Raw genomic sequence first — 20,604 nt, 5'->3', positions numbered from 1 at the left:
GCCGGGCGGCCGGTGGCACATCCGGCAGATGTCCGGTGCACCCCCGCCGGTCGGCGGGGTGGCATCCGCCGGGAGGAGGACGGCTCGCTCGACAGCTAGGGCTACTTTTTGGCATAGGACAAAGCTGTTAGGGTCGGCGGCGGAGGTGATCGTGTGCCCATCACGGGAACGACGGCGGCGGAGATCGCCGGAAGCGTGCGTGACCTGGTCGCGTCGGGAGCACTCCCGCCGGGGACCCTGCTGCCGCCGGTGCGGGCGCTCGGCGCGGAGCTGGGGGTCAACCGGAACACGGTGGCGCTCGCCTATCGGCGGCTCGTCGAGGCGGGGGTCGCGGAGACCCGGGGGCGCGGCGGGACCGTCGTCGCCGCCGTACCGCAGCTCGCGCGCGAAGGCGTCGGCGTCAGCGGGGAGGCCGTCGACCTGGCCAGCGGGAACCCGGACCCGGAGCTGCTGCCGGACATCCTGACGGCGGCGCGCAGGGGGCAGTACCTGTACGGGGTGCCCGCCGTCGACCCGGCGCTCGCGGCCTGGGCGGACGCCGACTTCGGCGAGGACGTCGACCAGCCGTTCCGGACGCTGGTGACACACGGGGCGGTCGACGCGACCGAGCGCCTCCTCAACGCGCACCTCACGCGCGGCGACCTGGTCGCGATCGAGGACCCCTGCTTCCTCGCGAGCATCGGCACGCTCCAGCTGAACGGCTACCGCAGCGCACCGGTCCCGGTCGACGCGGCCGGGATGCTCCCCGACGCCCTGCGGGCCGCCCTCGACGGCGGCGCCCGCGCGGTGGTGAACACGCCCCGCGCGCACAACCCGACCGGCGCGAGCCTGACTCCGGAGCGGGCGGCGGAGTTGCGCGCGGTCCTCGCCGACCACCCTCAGGTGCTGGTCATCGAGGACGACCACTTCTCGGCGGTGTCGGCGCGGCCGTACCTGCGCATCACCCCGCCGGGTACGGCGCGTTGGGCGCTCGTGCGGTCCGTGTCCAAGTTCCTCGGCCCGGATCTGCGGGTCGCGCTGGTCGCAGCCGACACCGAGAGCGCGGCACGGCTGGAGGCGCGGCTCAGCGCGGGGATGACGTGGGTGAGCCGGCTGCTCCAGCACACGGTCCACGAGTTGCTGCTCGACCCCGCCGTGCACGACCTCAACGAGCGGGCCCGCGAGAGCTACGCCCAACGCGCCGACCTCCTCGTACGGCACCTGCGCGCGCACGGCATCGACGTCCCGCCCGGGGCCGACGGGCTGAACGTGTGGATCGAACTCGGCGTGGACGACCGGTCGGTGACCGACGCCCTCGCGCGGCGGGGCTGGGCGGTGCGCCCCGGTCACCTCTTCCGCCACGACACCTCCCGGCGCGGCGCGATCCGCGTCACCACCTCCACGCTCACCGCACCGCAGGCCGAGGCGTTCGCCGCCGAACTGGCCGCCGTCGTCACCGAGTTGAGCTGACACTTCCGAGGAGCCCTCCATGTTCCATGGCCTCAGCGCCTTCCCCCTCACCCCGACCGACGAGCACGGCGTCGACACCACCGCGTACGCCGCGCTGGTCGCCCGGCTCGCCGACGCCCGGGTCGACTCCATCGGCGCGCTCGGCTCGACCGGCGGGTACGCCTACCTCACGCGCGAACAGCGCGCCCACGCCGCGAAGATCGCCGTCGAGTCGGCGGACGGCGTCCCCGTGATGGTCGGCATCGGCGCGCTGCGCACCGCGCACGTCCTCGCGCTGGCCGAGGACGCGCAGAACGCCGGCGCCTCGGCGGTGCTGCTCGCGCCGATGACGTACCAACCCCTCACCGACGACGAGGTGTTCGGGCTGTACGAGGACGTCACGCGCGAACTGTCCGTGCCGCTCTGCGTGTACGACAACCTGGCGACCACGCACGTCCGGTTCAGCGACGAACTCCTCGGGCGGATCGGGCAGTTGCCCAACGTCGGGTCCGTGAAGATCCCCGGCGAGGGGGCCGGAGCGCGGATCGGGGCGCTGCGGGCGCTGTTGCCCTCGTCGGTCACGGTCGGGGTGAGTGGGGACTGGACGGCCGCTCGGGGGCTGAACTCCGGGGCGGACGTGTGGTATTCGGTGCTCGGTGGGTTGTTCCCGCGTACGGCGCTGGCGATCGCGCGGGAGCCGGCGGGTGAGGTGTCCGGTCGGCTGGAGCCGTTGTGGGCGTTGTTCCGGCGGCACGGGAGTCTGCGGGTGGTGTCGGCTGCGGCGTCTCATCTGGGGCTCGTGCGGGAGCCCAACCTTCCTCGTCCGCTGCGGGAGTTGGGGGCGGTGGACCGGCGTGAGGTGGTCGCCGTGCTGGACTCGCTCGGGCTCGACGGCTGATGGGGCGACAGCGAGATGCCGTGCGCCCCATAGCCAACTCCCCTTCTTTTAAAGGCTCTTTCACAGGCTCCCGCAAAGGCGGCCTCGCGCGGTACGTCCTCGCCGCCGCGCTCGCCCGGACCGCCGACGGGGGTGCCGTCGTCGCCGTCGTGCTGCTCGTCGACGCGTCGGGGGGTTCGGGGGCGCTCGCGGGGACGCTCGCCGCGTGTCTGACGGCGCCGCATCTCCTCGGGCCGTTCGTGGCACGGCCGTTGGACGTCGTGCGGGACGGGCGGCGGGTGCTTGCGGTGGCATGCCTGGTGTACGCCGTCGCGCTGGGCGCGGGGGTGGTGACGTACGGGCGGGTGCCCGCCGTCGCGACCGGCGCGCTGCTCGTCGTCGCCGGGACCTGCGGTCCGCTGCTCACCGGCGGGATCAGCAGTCGGCTCGCCGCGATCGTGGGGCCCGAGCTGCGGTCCCAACGCCGGGCGCAGGGCTGGGACGTGGCGACGTACGGCATCGGCAACACCGTCGGGCCCTCGCTGGTGGCGGCGCTGTCGGGCGGGACGTCGCCGTCGGTGGCCGCGTTGGCGCTGGCGGGTGGGGCGGGGGTCGCGGCGGGGTGCGTACTGCTGCTGCCTCACGCGCCAACTGGCCCGCAGGGGACGGCTGTTCTCCGCCCCGGGCCGACGCTGCTGCTCATCGCGCGGGACCCGCGACTGCGGCCCACCCTCTATCTGACGATGGTCGTGGCGGTCAGCGTGTCGGCGTTGCCGGTCGTCGCCGTGGAGATGACGGGGGTCCTCGGGGTCGGGGCGTCCACGGCGGCGGCCTTGACGGCGGCGTACGGTCTGGGCAACCTCCTGGGCTCCATCACGGTCATGATCGCCCCACCGACCGGCGACCCAGGACGCCTCATGCGGCGACTCGCACTGGGCGTCGTCGCCGCTCTGTGCGTGGTCACGGCAAGCCGTGACCTCGGCCTCTCGATCACCGCATTCGCCCTGACCGGCATCCTCAACGCCCTCTTCTTCACCGCAACACTGGCCGCCCGCACGGAGTACGCGCCCGCCGGGGCCCGAGGACAGGTGTTCATCTGGGTAGCAGCACTGAAAATCACAGCGGGCTCAGCGGGGACGGCGCTCGCGGGGGGACTGTCGGGGGTGGATGTACGGCTGCCGCTGGTGCTGGGCGTCGTCGGAATCGCGGGGGCGGTGGGGGTGGCGACGCTGGAACAGAGGAACCGACCGCTTCAGGCCCACGGCTGACGCTGACGCTGAGCCTTGCCGGGATCGCGGGGGCCGTGGGGGGCGGCAGCGCTGGAGCAACCGACCCCACCTCACACCCACAGCCACCGCTGACACTGAGCCTTGCCGGGACCACGGAGACGGCGGGAGCGGCGACGCTGGAGCAGAGAAACCGACCACCTCACACCCACAGCCGCCCTAATGCTCGGCATACCCGAGATCGCAGCGGCGGGACGGACCGGCCCAAGCCCACGGCCGGTGCTGGCGCTCGGCATCGCCAGGGCCGCGCGCGACCGTCCGGCCGGCAACGCTGGAGCGGCCGGACCGATTGCCCCCACACCCGCGACCGCCGCTGGTGCTCGGCCTCGCCGGGACCACAGCAGCGGGACGGACGCGCCTGCACCCACAAGTGGCGCCAGCACTCAGCACCGCCCGGACCACACCCAACGATCCGGGCGGCAACCCTGGACCAGCCGGACTGATTGGCCCACACCCGCATCCACGACCGCCGCCGGCGCTCGGCACCGCCCGGACCGCGCACGACCGTCAGGGTGGCAATGCCGGAACAGCCGAACCGATGGGCCCACACCCACGACCGCCGCTGGTGCTCGGCCTTGCCGGGACGACAGCAGCGGAACGGACGGGCCCGCACCCGCATGTGGTGCTAACACCCAGCACGACCCGGACCACGCGCAACGGTCCGGGTGGCAACGTTGGAACAGCCGGACCGATGGGCCCACGCCCACACCCACCGCCACCGCCACCGCCACCGCCACCGCCACCGCCGATGCTCAATCCCGCCGGGGCCACGGCGGCGGTGCCGAAGCAGCGGAACCGATGGGCTCCCGCCCACGGCCGGCGCTCGGCGTCGCCCGGTCCGCGCGCGAGTGTCAGGGGGCGATGCCGACGCAGCCAGACCCGTCGCCCGCGTCCGCAACTGCCGCCGACACCCCACCTCGTCCAGCCCCCGGCGGCAGCCGGCCCGCAGCGTTGAACCACCGACACAGATTCGCCCACGCCGGTCGGTTCGCTGTACAGTTCAGTCGTTCCATTGACCATCGAGGCTGGCCCCAGCCCACCGGATCGGACCCGCGCATGACTGCCCTCCACATCAGCCCCGCCGTCGCCGAAGCGTTCCCCGGTGCGCTCATCGCCGTCGTCACCGCCTCCGGTCTGCGCGGTCACGAGAGCTGGCCCGATACGGTCGCCGCCCTCGCGGAGCTGGAGCGGCAGCTCGCGGACGGGACCTGGGCACCGGCCGACGAGACCGACCCCCGCATCGAGGCGTGGCACACGGCGTACCGCTCCTTCGGCACGAACCCGCGCCGCATCCGCCCCAGCGTGGACGCCCTCGGGCGGCGCATGGCGAAGAAGGGTTCGCTGCCCCGGATCAACCCGGCGGTGGACTCGTACAACGCGGTGTCCGTACGGCACGGACTGCCCGCCGGCGCCTTCGACCTCGACCACGTCACCGGCGACATCGAGATCCGGTACGCGGAGGGCACCGAGACGTTCACGCCCCTCGGCGAGCCGGACGTCGTCGAGACGCCCAAGGCGGGCGAGGTGATCTACGTCGACGGCACGGACGTCCTGACGCGGCACTGGAACCACCGCGACGCCCACCGCACACGGGTCACGGAGGACTCGGCGCGGGTGGCGTTCGTCCTGGAGACCCTGCACGCCGACCGGGACGGCCACCTGGTGAAACTCGCGGCGGACGAACTCCAGGGCCTGCTGGCACCGCACGCCGGACAGACGGCCGTGGAGTACCTCAGCGCCGACTGAGAGCGCCGGGGGCTTCGGGCGGCAGATGCACGGTCATGAGCAGCCGGCACGTCTCCGCCCCCGCCCCCCGATACGCATGCGGCACATCCCCGTCGAACGTCGCCGTCCGCCCCGCCCCGACCGCGTACTCCGTACCGTCCACCACCAGCACCATCCGCCCCGCCAGCACACTGACCGTCTCCACCACCCCCGCCTGATGCGGGCCGCTGGCGTACTCCTCCCCCGGCTCCAGCCGCCACCGCCACACCTCGACCGGCGCGGCCCCGCCCGTGGTCAGCATCAGCCGCGCCTCACCACCCCGCTCCCCCTCCCACAGCGGGCTAACGTCCTCGGCGGCGACGATACGGACGCGCCCCTCCGCCGGCCCCTGCATCAACGCGGACACGGAGATACCGAGCGTGTCGGCGAGCCGGACGAGGGTCGCCAGATTCGGATTCCCCTGCGCCTTCTCCAGCGCCACGAGCGCCCCCTTGCTGACCTGCGCGCGCCGGCTCAACTCGTCCAGAGAGAGCCCGGCCCGCGTACGGGCGGCCCGCACATTGCCCGCGACCGCCCGCAACGCCGCACCCGCCTCGGCCACCAGGCCCACCATCCCCACGGTCGTTCTGCTACGCGATCCGGTCGGTCGACCCGATTCTAGGCGACCGACGCCGCACGGCGCCCCCTACGAAAGTAGGGGCTGGGTGTCGCCGATCGTCGAGGGGCGACCGGCAGGCGCCTGCCTAGGATGACGACGGTGAACACCAGCAAGATCCAGGCCGGGGTGACAGCCGTCGGGCGCGGCGCGACCGTGACGTTCTTCGCCGGCGTCACCGCAGTGAACGGCGCGCGGTTGGTCAGCGAGGGCCGGTACATGGTCCCCATCGGTGCCTCGGCCGTGGCGTGCGCGGTGGTGCTGCTGGTGCCCCGGCTGCGCCGGACCGCGCCCGTCGTGGTCACCGCGGTCACCGCGTGGTGGGGGTGGCTCGGCACGCTGCTGCTGACTGTCGTCCTGTACGACCTGGCCACGGCCCGCCGGAGAAAGGCCGCGCTCCTCTGCGTCGCCATCGCGCTGGGCGCCAACCTCCTCGGCTATCCACCGACCCGGCTGTGGAACGAGCAGCAGTACGTCACCGCGCTGGCCCTGTGGCTCGTCGCGTACGCCGTCGGCATGTGGGTCGCCGTCCGCCGGCGTCTGGTGCGCGCGCTGGCCGCCGATGTGGAACACCTGCGCGTCGAGGCGCAGTTGCGCGAGGAGGCCGCGCGGATCGCGGAGCGGTCCCGGATCGCGGCGGAGATGCACGACGTCCTCGCCCACCGGCTCAGCCTGATCGCCCTGCACACCGGTGTGCTGGCCACTCGCGGCGACACCCTGCCCGCGCCGCTCGCCGAACGGCTGGCCCTGCTGCGGGGCGCCTCCACGGAAGCGCTCTCCGACCTGCGGGACGTACTCGGTGTGCTGCGTGCTCCCGGCGTCGAACCGCACGGTGCCGTGTCCACGCCGCTTCCCGGAGACGTCCGGCAGCTGGTGGACGACGCCCGCGCCGCCGCCCAGCCCGTCGCCCTGACGATCCACGGCCGGCCTCAGGACGCGCCCACCACCCATCGCCTGGCCGTGTACCGCATCGCGCAGGAAGCCCTGACCAACGCCCGCAAGCACGCCGACGGCGCTCCGGTGACCCTGACGGTCGACTACCGGTCGCCGGCCACCCGGGTGGAGGTCACCAACCCCGCCGGCCGCCCCGGGCCGACGGCCGCCGACGGCTCCGGCTACGGGCTCGTCGGCCTGCGTGAACGCGTCAGCGCCCTCGGCGGTCGCCTGGACGCGGGCCCGGCGGGCGCGGGCTCCTGGCGTCTGGCCGCCCGCATTCCCCACCCGGCGGACACGGACGGGAAGGACACTCCCACCTGATCGTGGGTTCCTAACGGCGCAGCCCCAGCGCCGCCGCCCCCGCGTACCGCGCCTGCGCCCCCAACTCCTCCTCGATCCGCACGAGTTGGTTGTACTTCGCGGTCCGGTCCGCCCGGGAGAGGGAGCCGGTCTTGATCTGGCCGCAGCCCGTCGCGACGGCGAGGTCGGCGATCGTCGTGTCCTCGGTCTCGCCGGAGCGGTGGGACATGACGACGGTGTAGCCGGCGCGGTGGGCCGTGGACACCGTGGCGAGGGTCTCCGTGAGGGTGCCGATCTGGTTGACCTTCACCAGGATCGAGTTGGCGATGCCGTCACGGATACCGGCGCTCAGGAGGGTCTCGTTCGTGCAGAAGACGTCGTCGCCGGTGAGCTGGCAGCGGTCCCCGAGGCTCGCGGTCAGCTCGCGCCAGCCCTCGTGGTCGTCCTCGCCCATCGGATCCTCGATGGAGGCGACGGGGTAACGCTCGACGAGCCCGGCGAGGTACTCGGCGTGTTCCCTGGGCGTCCGTCGCACGCCTTCACCGGCGTAGTCGTACACCCCGTCCCGGAAGAACTCCGAGGCGGCCGGGTCCATGACGAGGGTGATGTCGGTGCCGGGTTTGTAGCCGCTGCGCTCGATGGCCTGGACGACGAAGTCGAGCGCCTCGTCGGCCGTACGCAGATCCGGCGCGAACCCGCCCTCGTCCCCGACGTTGACGCTGTGCCCGGCGGCGAGAAGGCTCCCGCGCAGGGTGTGGAAGACCTCGGACCCCATGCGTACGGCCTCGGCGAAGGTCGCCGCGCCGATGGGGGCGATCATGAACTCCTGGAAGTCGAGCGGGTTGTCGGCGTGGGCGCCGCCGTTGACGATGTTCATCATCGGCACGGGCAGGAGCCGCGCGTCGACGCCGCCGACGTAGCGGTAGAGCGGCAGCCGGTGGGCGGCGGCAGCGGCCTTCGCGGTGGCGAGCGAGACGCCGAGCAGGGCGTTGGCGCCGAGGCGTGACTTGGTGGGCGTGCCGTCCAGCTCGATCATCGTGCGGTCGACGGTCGCCTGGTCCTCGGCGTCGAGGCCGACGACCGCGTCCGCGATCGACTCGTTCACGGCGTCGACCGCGCGGCGGACTCCCTTGCCGTGGAAGCGGTTCGGGTCGCCGTCCCGCAGTTCGACCGCCTCCCGGGCGCCGGTCGAGGCACCCGACGGGACGGCGGCGCGGCCGAGGGAGCCGTCCTTCAGTTCCACGTCCACCTCGACGGTGGGGTTGCCCCGGCTGTCGATGATCTCCCGGGCGACGACCCTGCTGATCGCGGTCACGACATGTCTCCTCACGCTGGGCGGGCTTTAAGTTCCGACTGGAAACAAAGTGAGTCTTGAAAAGGAACTTACTATGGGTCCATGAGGATGCACAACGCCGACGAGACCTGCGGCATCGCGCAGGCCGCTCTCGTCCTGGGCGACTGGTGGAACGTACTCGTACTGCGCGAAGTCGCCCGCGGCCACGTCCGCTTCGACGCGCTCGCGGCAGAGATCGGCATGTCCCGCAAGGTCCTCACGGAGCGGCTCGGGCGGCTGGTCGCACAGGGGGTACTGCGGCGGAGCATGTACCAACGGCGGCCCGTGCGGTACGAGTACGTGTTCACCGACGCCGGTGCGGCGCTGTTGCCGGTGCTGGTCGCGATGCAGGACTGGGGGGACCGGTGGGTGCTGGGGGACGGGGAGTTGACGGCGTCCACCACTGATGACGGCGCCGAGCAGACTCGCGTACGGGGGTTGGTGGGGGCGCGGCTTCCCTCGGCGCTGGTGTCGCCGGGGGCCGCCGCGATCGTGGTGTTCGCGTACCCCGGTACGGGTGTCGAGTGGGGGGAGATCCCGGGTGCGGCGGGATGCACACTGGAGCACCGACTCTTCCGGGAGGCGTGGCCGTCGTTCCAACGTGCAGGGGTGTCGGTGTGCGGCCTCAGCACCCAACTCCCCGAGGAACAGGCTGAGTTCGCGCGGGGTGAGGGGATTCCGTATCCGCTGGTGTCGGACGCGGGGCACGAGGTGGCTGCGGCGCTGCGTCTTCCGATGTTCCGGGGGGTGGGGCGGCTGCGGCACAAGCGGTTGATTCTTGTCGCGGATGCGGAGGGGGTTGTGCGGCATACGTTGTTTCCGGTGGTGGATATTCCGTACGCGGTGGGGGAAAGCTTGCGGCTGGCTGGGGGGTGATGGGGGCGAGGCTTCGGGGGGTGGGTGCCGCTTCCGGGGAGGGCGGGTGCCGGTTCGGGGGTTCAGATGCCGCGAGTTGTCCCGGATGCCAGGCACCATCCCGGGCGCCAGTGCCGTACGCCGTTTCGGGTGCCGCGCCCCCTCAGCCCTGCATCGCCACCCTGCACAACTCCCCCAACGCCCCGTCGATGGCGTGCGGTTGCGGTCTGCCGGAGGTGTCGAGCCGGTTCCACCGCTGGAGGTTGACCGCGACCGCCAGTTGCCGTTCGCCGTCCGCGCGGGTCATGGCCAGCGTTCCGCCGCCCCAGACGGTGCCGCCGTGTCCCCAGTACGTGGCACCGGGGACCTCCGTCGGGTGCAGGCCGAGGCCGTACTCGATGACCTTCCCCTCCTGGGAGACGACCGGCACGGTCCGCCGCATCTCCGCCAGCGACGCCGGGGTGACGATCTCTCCGGCCAGGAGCTTGCCGTAGAAGCGGTTGAGGTCCGAGACGGTCGATATCAGCGAGGCCGACGGGCCCACCCAGGACATGTCGAAGACGTTGTAGTCGCGGGGCGGGTCGATCATGCCGAACCAGGACTCGTAGAGCTGCGAGTGCGGGCCGTCGATGTGCGGGCCGGTGGGGAACCCCGTGTCCCGGAGCCCGGCGCGTTCGATGACGTGCCGGGTGATGTACGCCTCGGCCGTAGCCCCCGTCACGTGCTCCAACAGCTGTGCCAGCAGCAGGTAGTTGGTGTTGGAGTACACCCCCGGCGTACCACCCGGCGCACAGACGGCGGGTGCGGCGACACCCATCGCGATCAGATCGAGGGGGTCGAAGCCGGTGAACCGGTGGTCGTCCAGACTCTTCGGGCTGGTGTCCGCGAGGACGGGGTACGCCCGGAGGGACGGGTACGCGTACGGAAGGTACTCCGCGAGGCCACTCGTGTGGTTGACCAGCATCCGTACGGTGATGGCGTCACCCCGCTCCCCCGGGACCAGCTTCGGGAGGTAACGGCCGATCGGGGCGTCCAACTCGACTTCCCCGCACTCGACTTGCAGAAGTACCGCCGCCGCGGTGAACGTCTTCGTGGTGCTGCCGACACGGTGCCGCATACCGGGGACGACGGGCCGGCCGGTGACGACGTCGGCGACTCCGGCGGCACCGCGCCAGACCTGGCCACCGGCGCGCACCTCGGCGAAGAGGCCGGGCACGCCGGCGCGGTGGACGGAGTCGAGGGCCGCGTCCAACTCGGCTGAATTCACTGGGTTCTTCACGTCAAGGGTCCTCTCGCATGCCTCGTCTTATCGAGGGGGCGGACTGGCGCCAACACAATGCACGCGGCGCTCGCAACACCAAGTGCATAGGCTAAGGTGCCATAACGCAAGGGGTTGACGAGAGGGGCACGATGGCAGGCCGGAAGCGTTGGTCGACCGACGAGATCCTGGACGTGGCGGCGGAGTTGCTGCGCACGAGCGACCCGGACTCCTTCAGCCTGCGCAAACTGGCCGCGACCCTCGGCACCGACTCCTCCAGCCTCTACCGGCATTTCCGCAACAAGACAGAACTGCTGCGCGCGGTCGCCGACCGGATCCTCCTCGCCGCGATGGACGACCACCGCGCGGAGGGCGACTGGAAGCAGCGCCTCACGGCGCTCGCGCTGCGGCTGCGGGACGCCTTCGGGAGCCAGCCCGAACTCGCCGCGGTCTGGGGGCGGTATGCGTCGAGCGGTACCGGATCCCGGCTGGTCATGGAGGAGGTGCTCCAGGCGCTGCGCGCGTCCGGTCTCCCCGACGAGGAGATCCCGGCGCGCTACCACCGGCTCGCCGTCCTCATCGCCTCGCTGATCGCCTCCGAGGCCGGCGCGGCGACCCCCGAGGAGCGGGAACAGGGCCTGGAACTGTTCCGGGTCGCGGTCCTCGGCGCGGACCCCGCACGCTTCCCCGCCCTCTCCCACTTCGCCCGCGACATCCGCCCCCTCGGCACGGACCGCGCTGCCGCGTTCGAGGAGATCCTCGCGGCGCATCTGGCGCAGATCGAGGCGGCAGTAGCCTGATCCGCCGAGCCTGAACCGCCCATCGCGGGGAGGGACGCCCCCGCCGCCGACCATGCCCCCCGAAGTCCGGATCGCGCTGCTGGGCGGCCTCAGCGCAATCCGCTCCGCTTGATCTCCTTCACCCTGTACCCGGGGCCGCTTGCTTCTCCTAGTCGCCTGCCAGGAAGTCGGTGACCCGGCGGTTCGTCCGGGCGGGCACCGCGGTGGGCATGGCGAAGTGGGTGAGTTCGGCGAGGGTCTCGATCCGGGCGTCCGGTACGGCCTTGCGGGCCCGGGCTGCGACGTTCGCGGCGTCGTGGGTGCCACTGCGGCCGGCGAGAAGGACCAGGAGCGGGACGTTCAGCGCCGTGGGGTCCGGGCGGCGGCCGACGACCAGCTTCCGGTTCGTGAAGCCCGAGACCGCCAAGGCATAGAGCCGCTTCCAGCCCGGGTCGGTGTCGGTCCCCGCGGTCTCACGGTCCAGGTAGGCGCGCGCACGGGCTTCCGTCGGGCGCAGCAGGATCGGCAGCGAACGCAGCAGGAAACTGGGGCGGAAGCCGGCGAAGCACTGGGTCGGGTCGAGCAGTACCAGCCGGTCGACCCGCCGCGCGGCGTGCAGGGCGTAGGTCAGAGCGATCCAGCCGCCGTAGGAGTGGCCCAGCAGGTGCGTGCGGGACACGGCGAGGCCGTCGAGCAGCGCGTCAAGCCAGGCCATCAGGTCGGCCGTTGTGCGCAGCGGGCGCCCGCCGGGGATGCTGCGTCCGGCATCGCCGAGGATGTCGACGGCCAGCACCCGGTGGTGCGTGCCGAGTGCCGGGGCATTGGCGAACCAGACCGCGCCGGTGGAGCCGCCGCCGTGCAGAAGGAGGACCGGGGTGGCGTCGGCAGGGCCGTAGGCGTGGACACGGGTGGTGCCGTACGGGGTGGGAATGTCGATCTCGGTGGTACCGGTCGGCCAGCGGGCGAGGAGTGCGTCGTAGGCGGCGAAGAAATCCTGGGATGAGGACACGGTGAAACCCCCCGGGGAATCGTCTCGTCGACCAAGTATCTCGCTCGGCGAGATACTAGCCCGGTGAGTGATGACATCGACCCCGCGATGCGGCTGGTCCACCTGCTGCGCGCGGTAACCGTGGAACTCGACCTGCGCGGCGCCGAGTTCGCCGCGCGAAACGGCCTGCACCCGACCGATCTGCGGGCCCTCATCCACCTGCTCGACGCCGACCGGGCGGGCACCGACGTCACCCCGGGACGACTCGGTACGGCGCTGCGGCTCAACTCGGCCGGCACCACCGCCCTGCTCGACCGGCTGGAGCGCCTGGGGCTCGTCCGTCGCAGGCGCGACGAGAACGACCGACGGCGCGTCGTGCTGACGGTGGAACAGAAAGCCGTGGAGCTGGGCCGGTCCTTCTTCGGCCCGCTCATCGCCAACCTGGTCGAGGCGGCCGAGGACTTCACTCCGGGCGAACTGGACATCGTCCACCGCTACCTGACCACCGCCCTTCAAGCAGCCGCTCCCGACCAGGACACGTCGACGCCCGCCGCCACGAATCTCCTCACCGAGGAGCTGACCTGACCGGCAGGTACGAGCGGCTACGCGCCGTCGGCCCCGAGCGCTCAGCCCTCCCCCTCCACCGGCGTGATCACCGTCCGCATGAACACCTCCAGCAGCCGCAGCGGATCGACGGACGGGTCGAGAAGCACCTGGACGCGCAAGCCATCCAGCATGGCGAGGACGAGGACGGCCTTCTCCTCGACGGAGAGTTCCGGGCCGGGGTGAGCCGTTCGCAGGGCGCCGCTGCGGAGGCGGTTGCGCAGGCGTTCGCCGCGGTGTGTGAAGTACTCGTGGGCCGGATGCGCGGGGTTGGTCGCGGCGACGGCGAGGGCGAGCCAGTTGCGCAGGTGGTCGGGGTCGGCGAACTCGTCGGCGAGGAGTTCGCCGAGGACGGCGGCGCCCTCGGTGCCGGAGGCGAGGATACGGTCGGCCTGCTCCTCGTCGTACGCGTCGCGCTGGGCCAGCGCCGCGACGAGGAGGTCCTCCTTGCCGGAGAAGTGGTGCAGGAGCGCGGCATGGGTGACGCCCGCGCGGGCGGCGATGTCGCGCAGGGAGGCCCGTTCGAAGCCGTGCTCGGCGAAGCTCGCGAGGGCGGCGCGGACGATCTGTGTCCGGCGGGCCGGGGTGGTGGCGTACGGCCCTCGGGGGCCGGTCTTCTCGCGCAACGTGCTTCCTCCGTACGACCGCTTGCCTCAAGCTCCGGCCGGGAGTTTAATCGCGTCGAACTCTAACCACCATGGTTAGATTCCATCGCGTTCCACAGGAGTGCCCATGCCGGACAGCACGCCGTTCCTGTGGGGAGCCGCCAGTTCCCCGCATCAGACCGAGGGCAACAACGTCAACAGCGACTGGTGGGTCCGGGAGGGGCAGATCCCCGGCCTGGAGCGCAGCGGCGACGCGACCGACAGCTACCACCGGTACGGCGAGGACATGCGCCTCCTCGCGGACGCCGGCCTCACCGCGTACCGCTTCGGCGTCGAGTGGGCCCGCGTCGAACCCGTACCCGGACACTTCTCCCGCGCCGTGCTCGCCCACTACCGGCGGATGATCGACACCGCGCTCTCCCTCGGCCTGACCCCCGTCATCACGCTGCACCACTTCTCCAGCCCGCGCTGGTTCACGGAGGAGGGCGGGTGGCTCGGCGAGCGGGCGGTCGCCCGGTTCACCCGGTACGTCGAGGCCGTCGCCCCCATCCTGGACGGCGTCCCCTGGGTCGCCACCCTCAACGAGCCCAACATGCTCGCGATGATGATGACGGTCGAGCGCCGGCACCTCACCGCCCAGGGCCTGGCCGGCGCCGACACGACCCGCCCTCGACTCCCGGCCCCCGACCCGAAGATCGGCGCCGCCCTCATCGAGGCCCACCAGGCGGCCCGCGCGGTCCTCCACGCCCACACCGACGCGGGCGTCGGCTGGACCATCGCGAACCGAGCCTTCACCGCCCGCCCCGGAGCGGAAGCGAAGCTCCGCGAGATCGAGTACGTCTGGGAGAACCTCTACCTGGAAGCCTCCCGCGACGACGACTTCGTAGGCGTCCAGTCCTACTCCAGCGAATGGGTCACCCCCACCGGCCTCGAACCCCACACCCCCCACCCCGACGACACCATGACCGGCAAGCCCTACCGCCCCGACGCCCTCGCCCTGGCCGTCCGCCACACCGCGCAGATCACCGGCAACACCCCCATCCTCGTCACGGAGAACGGCATAGCCACCCCGGACGACACCCGCCGCATCGCCTACACGAAGGCGGCCCTGACCGGCCTCTTCTCCGCGATCGACGACGGCATAGACGTCCGCGCCTACTTCCACTGGAGCGCCCTCGACAACTACCGCTGGGGAGACTGGACCCCCACCCTGGGCCTCATCGCGGTAGACCGCGAAACTTTCACCCGGCACCCGAAACCAAGCTTGGCCTGGCTGGGCGAGGTAGCCCGCCGGGGACGTCCGTGACCACCTCCCTGTTCATGCCTCTATGCGCAACCAGGCGTCGCCCGCGCGGAGCCAGAGGGAACCGTCACGGCCCTGACCACAGCCCATGACGACCCGGCCGGGCACCCGCAGCTCGCGGCGGCTGGTCACCGCCCAGGTGACGCCGTCGAACTCGGCACGCGTGAGTTCGACGGACCGCTTGTTGTGGTCGCGGCGGGTGAGTACGGCTCTGCTGCCGGAGACCGCGAATCCGTCCGGGTTGCGCACGGGGCTGGGGTGGCTGACGACGTCTCCGGTGGACGGCGTGATCCGCGTGAGGAACGTACCGTCTCTGCCGGAGTCCCAGACGAGCCACACCTGCCCGTTCTCGGTCGCGGCGGTGGAGCCTTGCAGCGGCCGGTCGGGCAGCCGGCCCCGGGGAATCCAGGAGTTCCGGCCCTGGGAGTCCCAGCCCGCGAGGCCCGTTCTCGACTCGGGGTGACCGCCGTAGATGCCCTCGTCACCGTAGGCCGTCCAGATTCCTCCGTCGGTGTCGGTGACCAGGGCGGAGATGTCGTCACCGACGCAGAACTCGGACTCGGGGGTGCCGGAGGGGTCAAGGACCATGGCGTTCGGCGCCCAATATCCCTCGGAAACCTCGAATCGGGCAGCAGGGCCAGGTGACTGGGCCAGAACCGAACGTCCTTTACCGGGATACGCCGCTCTTCCTGTCCCGCGACGATGACCAACTCCCCGGCGAACGGGGCCTTCGGCCTCCAGCCTTTGATGTACGGGATGCGTTCCAGGTATCGCCGGTGAACCAGCAGGACCGCAAGCGGTCCGGCGGGCCCGGCGCTGGTTGCCTCTGGGACTCCGGAGCCGAAGGGCCCGAAGAGCGCCACGTTACCGGCCTCAGGCGCATGCTCAATCCCCGTCCGGGAGAAGTGCGCGATCGTGGGCCCGCCGCCGCGAGTCGAGCCCCGTTCACCCCGCCTGTTTGCCGCTGCCGCGTTCTCTGTGTGACTGCCAGACTGGCAAGCATGCATCGCACTGGATCCGGTGATCGTGCACGCGAACTGGAAGAGGGCCTGTACCGGAAATTGATTCAGGCGTTCCATGACGGCCGTCTGGTGATCTATCGCTTGCGCTCCCCGCAGCAAACGCCTTGCGCACTGGGAGAGAGCCATGAAGTAAACGGTGCCTGGCAGTCCGCAACGCTCATCTACGGCCCGTGGGACACGAATCAGGAACACACACACGTCACCACTTGGCGCGAGCTTCCCGGTCAAGCATTCCGCCCTGACACCCCCCCGGACGTCCAGTCCGCTCCCTCGCAGAACCTCGAAGTCCGGGTCGATGACCTGCCCGTCCTCGGCACGCTTCATCGTGGCCCGGAGACATGGCAGTTGGGGGTGGCCGTCGAGGATCACAAGATCCTGGTGACCGGTCGCGGGGCGATCGGAAACCTGGCCCTTGAGACGGTCGACGACATCGTTCCCCTCATTGATGCGCGGCGTGCCCATATAGAGAACTACCGGCGGCAGCGCTGACGTTGAAGCTGATGGTGCAGCGCTCCAAGCACCGCCGACACGGGGTGAACGTGCAGGTGGTCACCGACCTCCGTGGCGAGGTGCTGTGGCTGTCTCCGCCCCTGCCGGGGCGCTGCCAGGACCTGACCGCGCCCCCAGGCGGGCCGCCGGCTCAGGCTGGCGTCAGCTGCCATTGCTGGTTGGCGCCGTTGTTGGCGGTCCACTGCACGACGGCGGCTCCGTCGTTCTTCGACTGGCCGTTCACATCGGCCGCCAGGCCGCTGTCGTGGCTGACGATGGTGAAGTGCCCGTCGCCGGTGGGCCGCAGGTACCACTGCTGGTTGGTGCCGCCGGTGACGGTCCACTGCTGGAGCTGGAGACCTGCGGTCGAGGAGAAGCCGTTGACGTCGAGCACCTTGCCGGTGGGGTTGTAGCGCAGGGTGAAGGCGCTGCCCGAGGCGCTGAGGGTCCAGGTCCCGCCGCCGGTCTGCTGGACGGCCTTGGCGCCGTCGGCGGTGGAGTTGCCGGCGATGGCCAGCGGCTTGCCGCTGTTCCGGTTGACGATCCGGTAGGTGCCCGGCGCGGGGCTCGTGGAGCTGCCCAGGGTGAAGTACTCGACCGCGTCGCTGAACACGGTCGTCCCGGCTTTGCTGGTGGACAGGACGAGGTAGACCCGTGAGCCGCTGGACGGCGCGGTGAACGACACGGTCTGCGTCGCCTTCGAGCCGAGCGGGACGGTGAGGGTGGTGTTCCCGGAGGCGACCACCGGGCCGGTGGCGCTGTCGAGGTGGGCGCTCCAGGCGAAGTCCACGGCGGTGCCGGTGAAGTCGTCGTTGAACACCGAGATCGTACGGTTCACGGTGCTGTTGGCGGCGTATCCGGGGACCGCTTGCGGGAGCGGGAAGATGCCGTTGGAGTCCGACACACCGGAGGCCGACCAGTAGGGCAGGTCGATCGCGGCCACGGGGTTGAACGCGGCCTGCACCCGCTGGAACTGCGGATTGCTCCACGGGTCGGAGAGGTTGTCGGCGCCGTAGACGGGATGGCCGCCCTCTTCGGGGGTGAAGTCGGTGGTGCGCACGCCGGGTATGACGCCCGCCCAGGCGGACAGCAGGGTGTAGGGGCGCAAGTCGCTGGCGTCCTTGGCGCGCTTGGCCACCATCGTGGTGGCGAACCACTCGAAGCCCTGCTTGGTGTTGCACTTGGGCCAGATGTACTCGCCCTCGCCATCGGGCCGGCCGGCCACCGGCACGACCTTCTCGCCGTATTGGCCGAATCCGTCCAAGTAGTGCCCGAAGACATCGAAGTTGGAGTACGTCATGGTGGGGTAGGGGTTGGCCGGGGCGCCGACCCACGCGTCGACGCTTACCGGCCGGGTGCCGTCGTTGCCGTTCATCGCCGCGTACAGGTCCTTCTCGAACTGCTCCGAGTCGTCACCGCTGCTGCCGGGCTCGTTGCTCTGGCTCCAGCGGATCACGGCCGGGTGGTTACGGTCGCGCAGGGTCAGCGCGCGGGCGTGGTCGACCATGTTGTCGTGCCCGGCGACGAAGTCCTGAAGGCTGTTGGAGCCACGGATGCCGGTCTCGTCGATGATCATCAGGCCCATCTCGTCGGCCACGTCGAGCATGTAGGGGCTGGCCGGCTCCTGGTGAATGCGGACCACGTTGTAGTTCAGCCGCTGGTAGTTGTCGACCGCCTGCGGCCAGCCGCCGTTGCCCGAGGAGGGCGCGAGGAAGCCGGGCAGGGTGTCGTAGGCGTCGCCTTTGCCGCCGTTGTCGACCCGGTCGTAGTCGGCGCCCTGGAGGTTGTCGCCGCGGAAGTTCACCCGCACGCCGTTGAGGTAGTAGTACTCGCCGTTCTGGCTGCTCTCCCGGAAGCCGAAGCGGTAGGTCGCGTCGCTGGTGTGTCCGTCGTCGGTCGCCGCGTGGACGGTCAGGCGGTGCAGTTGGGCGCGATACCCCTGCCGGTAGGGGACGTTGGGCCACCAGTACGAGGAGGAGCCCAAGTTCCACGCCACCGGCCCGACCGTCACCTTGACGGTCGAGTGGGCGGCCACGGTCACCGTGCTGCTCGGCAGCGCCGGGTAGCTGAACGACGTGCCGTTGTCCGATGCGAGCGAACCGGTCAGCGTCACCGTCCGCGCGGCGCCGGAGGTGTTGGTCACCGACGCGTCGTAGGTGAGGGTCTGATTGGCCACGGACGTGCGGATGAACGTGTCACTGACGTACACCGCCGGATACACGCGCAGGAACGCCGAACGGAAGATCCCCTGTGGTACCGCCTCGGCCCAGTCGGCCGCGTCGGGCACCAGATACCTGCCGTTCGCGGGGTTCTTCAGGGCGCCTCTGCCCTTCACGTCGACCGTGATGGTGTGCGTGGTACCCGGTGCCGCGTACGCGCTGATGTCGAAGTTCGACGGTGTGAAGGCGGTGGTCCTGGTCGCCACCGTCCGCCCGTCGACCGACAGGGTCGCCTGGTGGTTCACCGCGCCGAACTCGATCCACGTGGACTGCGACTGCCCGGAGTCCGGCACGGTGATGGTGCGGGAGTACACCGCCTCGTTCACATCGGTGAAGCCCTGCTTGTACCAGCCGCCGCCCGGCACGGTGATCGACGTCGCCGACCGGCCCGCCGGGGTGAACCCCCACGTGCCGGCCAGGTCGGTCGAGGTGATCGCGGCGTTGCCCGCGGTGAAGCCGTTGACGTCCGCCGCCGACGCGGCGGGGACGGCCGCCGTGGACGCCGTGGGTCGCGGACCTGCCGCCGTGGCCGGGTGCATGCCCACTACAGCGGTGAGCAGCACCGCGGCGGCCGCTGCCACCGGCATGAAGCGTCGACGGCTCCGCAGCCGAATGTGTTGTCGCATGACGCGAGCTCCTTCGTTGAAGGGTGGGGGGATCACGCTGCTTTCTTCGTGCTGTTCGCGGTGCGACCTGGTCTAGGTGCGCGCCCGAGGTCGATGAGGGTGTTGTCGGAGTCCGGGACGTCGCACGGCACGGGGCAGGCGGTCGGCGTCGAGCATTCAGGGAACCTTGACCCGCCAGGTGACCCGACCACGGGGTGACCTGATGGCCACCGGAAGAAACGTGGTCGGCGATGGCGTTGGGCCGGCCGGGGAGCAGGGTCCGGCCGGCCGTGGGGCTGTCGGGCCACGGGGTCATCGGTGCGACCGAGGTGCGGCTGCCAGGGGCGGCGAAGGTATCCATCAGCACACGGGCCGCCGCCGGCGATACGACACGCCCGCGGCCCCGACACCATCCCGCCACACCGAACCGCCGTCGCCTGCCATCAGCTGCTCCACTACGTTGTGGCGCCCGCCGACCGGAGGTGGACGAGCTGGTGGCTCATGATGTGTCTGACTCATCAGTGGGACCGGTCTGGCCGTTCAAGCGTCAGGCGACAACGCAAGCCGGTTTCAACCCCCATAGCCCTGCGGCCATTCCGAATCCCCATGACAGCGCTCGGCCGTGCTCGACGTCAAGGGCAATGAATCTGCCTATTTCAAGATGTTCGCCGCTGCAGACCCATCGGAGTCCAGGCGGCGGCTGATTTGCCTTGAATGACCAACGGAGGCGCCTGATGAGTAAGACTCATCGCCGCTTGATGCTCGCTCATCGGCATGAACGGACGTTGCTGTCGGTCTGAGAGGGCGAGATCTGTGGTTCGGGGCGTGGGTCGATACCAGGTGCCGGGCGATGGGACTCAGCGGGCGGGAGCCGGCTCGGACGACGGCAGCCACTCTCGCCTGAGCAGCCCGTAGACCCACGAGTCAGAGACCTCGCCGTTGACAACGCAGTCTTCCCGCAACGTCCCCTCACGCACGAAGCCGAGCTTCTCCAGCACGCGGGCAGAAGCCACGTTGCGCGTATCGGCCTCAGCCTGGACGCGATTCAGGTCCAGCGTGTCGAATGCCCACCGCAGCAAAGCGCGCGGCCTCGGTCGCATAACCGTGGCCCCACGCCGCATCGTCGAAGCAGTAGCCCAGCGACGCGCTGCGGAAGTCCGGATTCCACCTGCTCAGGGTGCACCAGCCGATGAACGCCCCGTCGGAGACACGATCCACGGCCAGCCGCGCCCCGGTGCCTTCCTTCTCCATCTCTTGGCAACGGGTGATGAACTTCTCGGCGCGCGCGTTCGGTCCACGGTGGATCGTCCCAGTAGCGCAACACGTAAGCGTTGCTCT

General features: G+C 71.0%; 17 protein-coding genes and 2 pseudogenes. 11 read left to right on the top strand and 8 right to left on the bottom strand.

Going from position 1 to position 20,604, the window contains the following annotated elements:
• Positions 1–153: 153 nt before the first annotated feature.
• From J8M50_RS22710 to J8M50_RS22695, 4 genes are all read left to right on the top strand, one after another.
• Positions 154–1,449, top strand: a complete 1,296-nt coding sequence (locus J8M50_RS22710; protein ID WP_010356114.1) for an aminotransferase class I/II-fold pyridoxal phosphate-dependent enzyme — start codon at positions 154–156, stop codon at positions 1,447–1,449.
• A gap of 19 nt (positions 1,450–1,468) precedes the next feature.
• Positions 1,469–2,326, top strand: coding sequence for a dihydrodipicolinate synthase family protein (locus J8M50_RS22705; RefSeq protein ID WP_010356115.1), 858 nt, complete (start codon positions 1,469–1,471; stop codon positions 2,324–2,326).
• 20 nt (positions 2,327–2,346) lie between these two features.
• On the top strand, positions 2,347–3,573 hold the full coding sequence (locus J8M50_RS22700; protein ID WP_223786246.1) for an MFS transporter: 1,227 nt from the start codon (positions 2,347–2,349) through the stop codon (positions 3,571–3,573).
• 1,074 nt (positions 3,574–4,647) lie between these two features.
• Complete coding sequence (locus J8M50_RS22695) at positions 4,648–5,337, top strand: B3/B4 domain-containing protein (RefSeq protein ID WP_010356117.1); 690 nt, start codon at positions 4,648–4,650, stop codon at positions 5,335–5,337.
• Here J8M50_RS22695 and J8M50_RS22690 read toward each other — a convergent pair.
• Positions 5,324–5,917, bottom strand: a complete 594-nt coding sequence (locus J8M50_RS22690; RefSeq protein WP_029184180.1) for a helix-turn-helix domain-containing protein — start codon at positions 5,915–5,917, stop codon at positions 5,324–5,326. The two genes, J8M50_RS22695 and J8M50_RS22690, sit on opposite strands and share 14 nt — an antisense overlap.
• A 156-nt stretch (positions 5,918–6,073) precedes the next feature.
• Between J8M50_RS22690 and J8M50_RS22685 the strand changes: the two genes are divergently transcribed.
• Positions 6,074–7,228 (top strand): sensor histidine kinase, encoded by a 1,155-nt coding sequence (locus J8M50_RS22685; RefSeq protein ID WP_010356119.1) that lies wholly within the window; start codon positions 6,074–6,076, stop codon positions 7,226–7,228.
• Positions 7,229–7,238: 10 nt separating this feature from the next.
• Here the strand turns inward: J8M50_RS22685 and eno are convergent, their stop codons facing one another.
• Positions 7,239–8,522 carry a phosphopyruvate hydratase gene (eno, locus tag J8M50_RS22680; protein WP_010356120.1) on the bottom strand — a complete coding sequence of 428 codons (1,284 nt, stop codon included), beginning with the start codon at positions 8,520–8,522 and terminating at the stop codon, positions 7,239–7,241.
• 81 nt (positions 8,523–8,603) lie between these two features.
• Here eno and J8M50_RS22675 point away from each other — a divergent pair, with 81 nt between their 5' ends.
• Complete coding sequence (locus J8M50_RS22675) at positions 8,604–9,416, top strand: winged helix-turn-helix transcriptional regulator (RefSeq protein ID WP_010356121.1); 813 nt, start codon at positions 8,604–8,606, stop codon at positions 9,414–9,416.
• Between the two features lie 142 nt (positions 9,417–9,558).
• On the opposite strand, the gene J8M50_RS22670 is transcribed toward J8M50_RS22675, so the two are convergent.
• Positions 9,559–10,674, bottom strand: coding sequence for a serine hydrolase domain-containing protein (locus tag J8M50_RS22670; protein WP_029184181.1), 1,116 nt, complete (start codon positions 10,672–10,674; stop codon positions 9,559–9,561).
• A gap of 131 nt (positions 10,675–10,805) precedes the next feature.
• Between J8M50_RS22670 and J8M50_RS22665 the strand changes: the two genes are divergently transcribed.
• Positions 10,806–11,453: a TetR/AcrR family transcriptional regulator gene (locus J8M50_RS22665; protein WP_010356124.1), complete on the top strand. Its 648-nt coding sequence runs from the start codon at positions 10,806–10,808 to the stop codon at positions 11,451–11,453.
• Positions 11,454–11,601: 148 nt separating this feature from the next.
• Here J8M50_RS22665 and J8M50_RS22660 read toward each other — a convergent pair whose 3' ends face one another.
• A complete protein-coding gene (locus tag J8M50_RS22660; protein WP_010356125.1) occupies positions 11,602–12,441 on the bottom strand; it encodes an alpha/beta fold hydrolase in 840 nt (279 codons plus the stop codon).
• Positions 12,442–12,528: 87 nt separating this feature from the next.
• Here J8M50_RS22660 and J8M50_RS22655 point away from each other — a divergent pair, with 87 nt between their 5' ends.
• Entirely contained in the window at positions 12,529–13,005 is a 477-nt protein-coding gene (locus J8M50_RS22655; RefSeq protein WP_050987305.1) for a MarR family winged helix-turn-helix transcriptional regulator, read from the top strand.
• Positions 13,006–13,046: 41 nt separating this feature from the next.
• Here the strand turns inward: J8M50_RS22655 and J8M50_RS22650 are convergent, their stop codons facing one another.
• A complete protein-coding gene (locus J8M50_RS22650; protein ID WP_010356127.1) occupies positions 13,047–13,649 on the bottom strand; it encodes a TetR/AcrR family transcriptional regulator in 603 nt (200 codons plus the stop codon).
• Positions 13,650–13,755: 106 nt separating this feature from the next.
• On the opposite strand from J8M50_RS22650, the gene J8M50_RS22645 reads away from it, so the two are divergent.
• Positions 13,756–14,934, top strand: a complete 1,179-nt coding sequence (locus J8M50_RS22645) for a family 1 glycosylhydrolase (RefSeq protein ID WP_010356128.1) — start codon at positions 13,756–13,758, stop codon at positions 14,932–14,934.
• A gap of 12 nt (positions 14,935–14,946) precedes the next feature.
• On the opposite strand, the gene J8M50_RS22640 is transcribed toward J8M50_RS22645, so the two are convergent.
• Positions 14,947–15,519: a hypothetical protein gene (locus J8M50_RS22640; protein WP_010356129.1), complete on the bottom strand. Its 573-nt coding sequence runs from the start codon at positions 15,517–15,519 to the stop codon at positions 14,947–14,949.
• Positions 15,520–15,932: 413 nt separating this feature from the next.
• Between J8M50_RS22640 and J8M50_RS22635 the strand changes: the two genes are divergently transcribed.
• Entirely contained in the window at positions 15,933–16,442 is a 510-nt protein-coding gene (locus tag J8M50_RS22635) for a hypothetical protein (RefSeq protein ID WP_141655609.1), read from the top strand.
• Between the two features lie 26 nt (positions 16,443–16,468).
• Positions 16,469–16,573 (top strand): annotated as a pseudogene (locus tag J8M50_RS22630) (IS5/IS1182 family transposase); the annotation flags it as partial.
• Positions 16,574–16,593: 20 nt separating this feature from the next.
• Here the strand turns inward: J8M50_RS22630 and J8M50_RS22625 are convergent.
• Entirely contained in the window at positions 16,594–19,287 is a 2,694-nt protein-coding gene (locus J8M50_RS22625) for an RICIN domain-containing protein (RefSeq protein WP_029184182.1), read from the bottom strand.
• Between the two features lie 836 nt (positions 19,288–20,123).
• Positions 20,124–20,517 (bottom strand): annotated as a pseudogene (locus J8M50_RS22620) (GNAT family N-acetyltransferase).
• Between the last annotated feature and the right edge of the window lie 87 nt (positions 20,518–20,604).

This window comes from Streptomyces acidiscabies, assembly GCF_020010905.1.
Lineage (GTDB): Bacteria > Actinomycetota > Actinomycetes > Streptomycetales > Streptomycetaceae > Streptomyces > Streptomyces acidiscabies.
The sequence above is the reverse complement of the archived record's forward strand: the minus strand, read 5'-3'. Positions and strand labels throughout refer to the sequence as shown.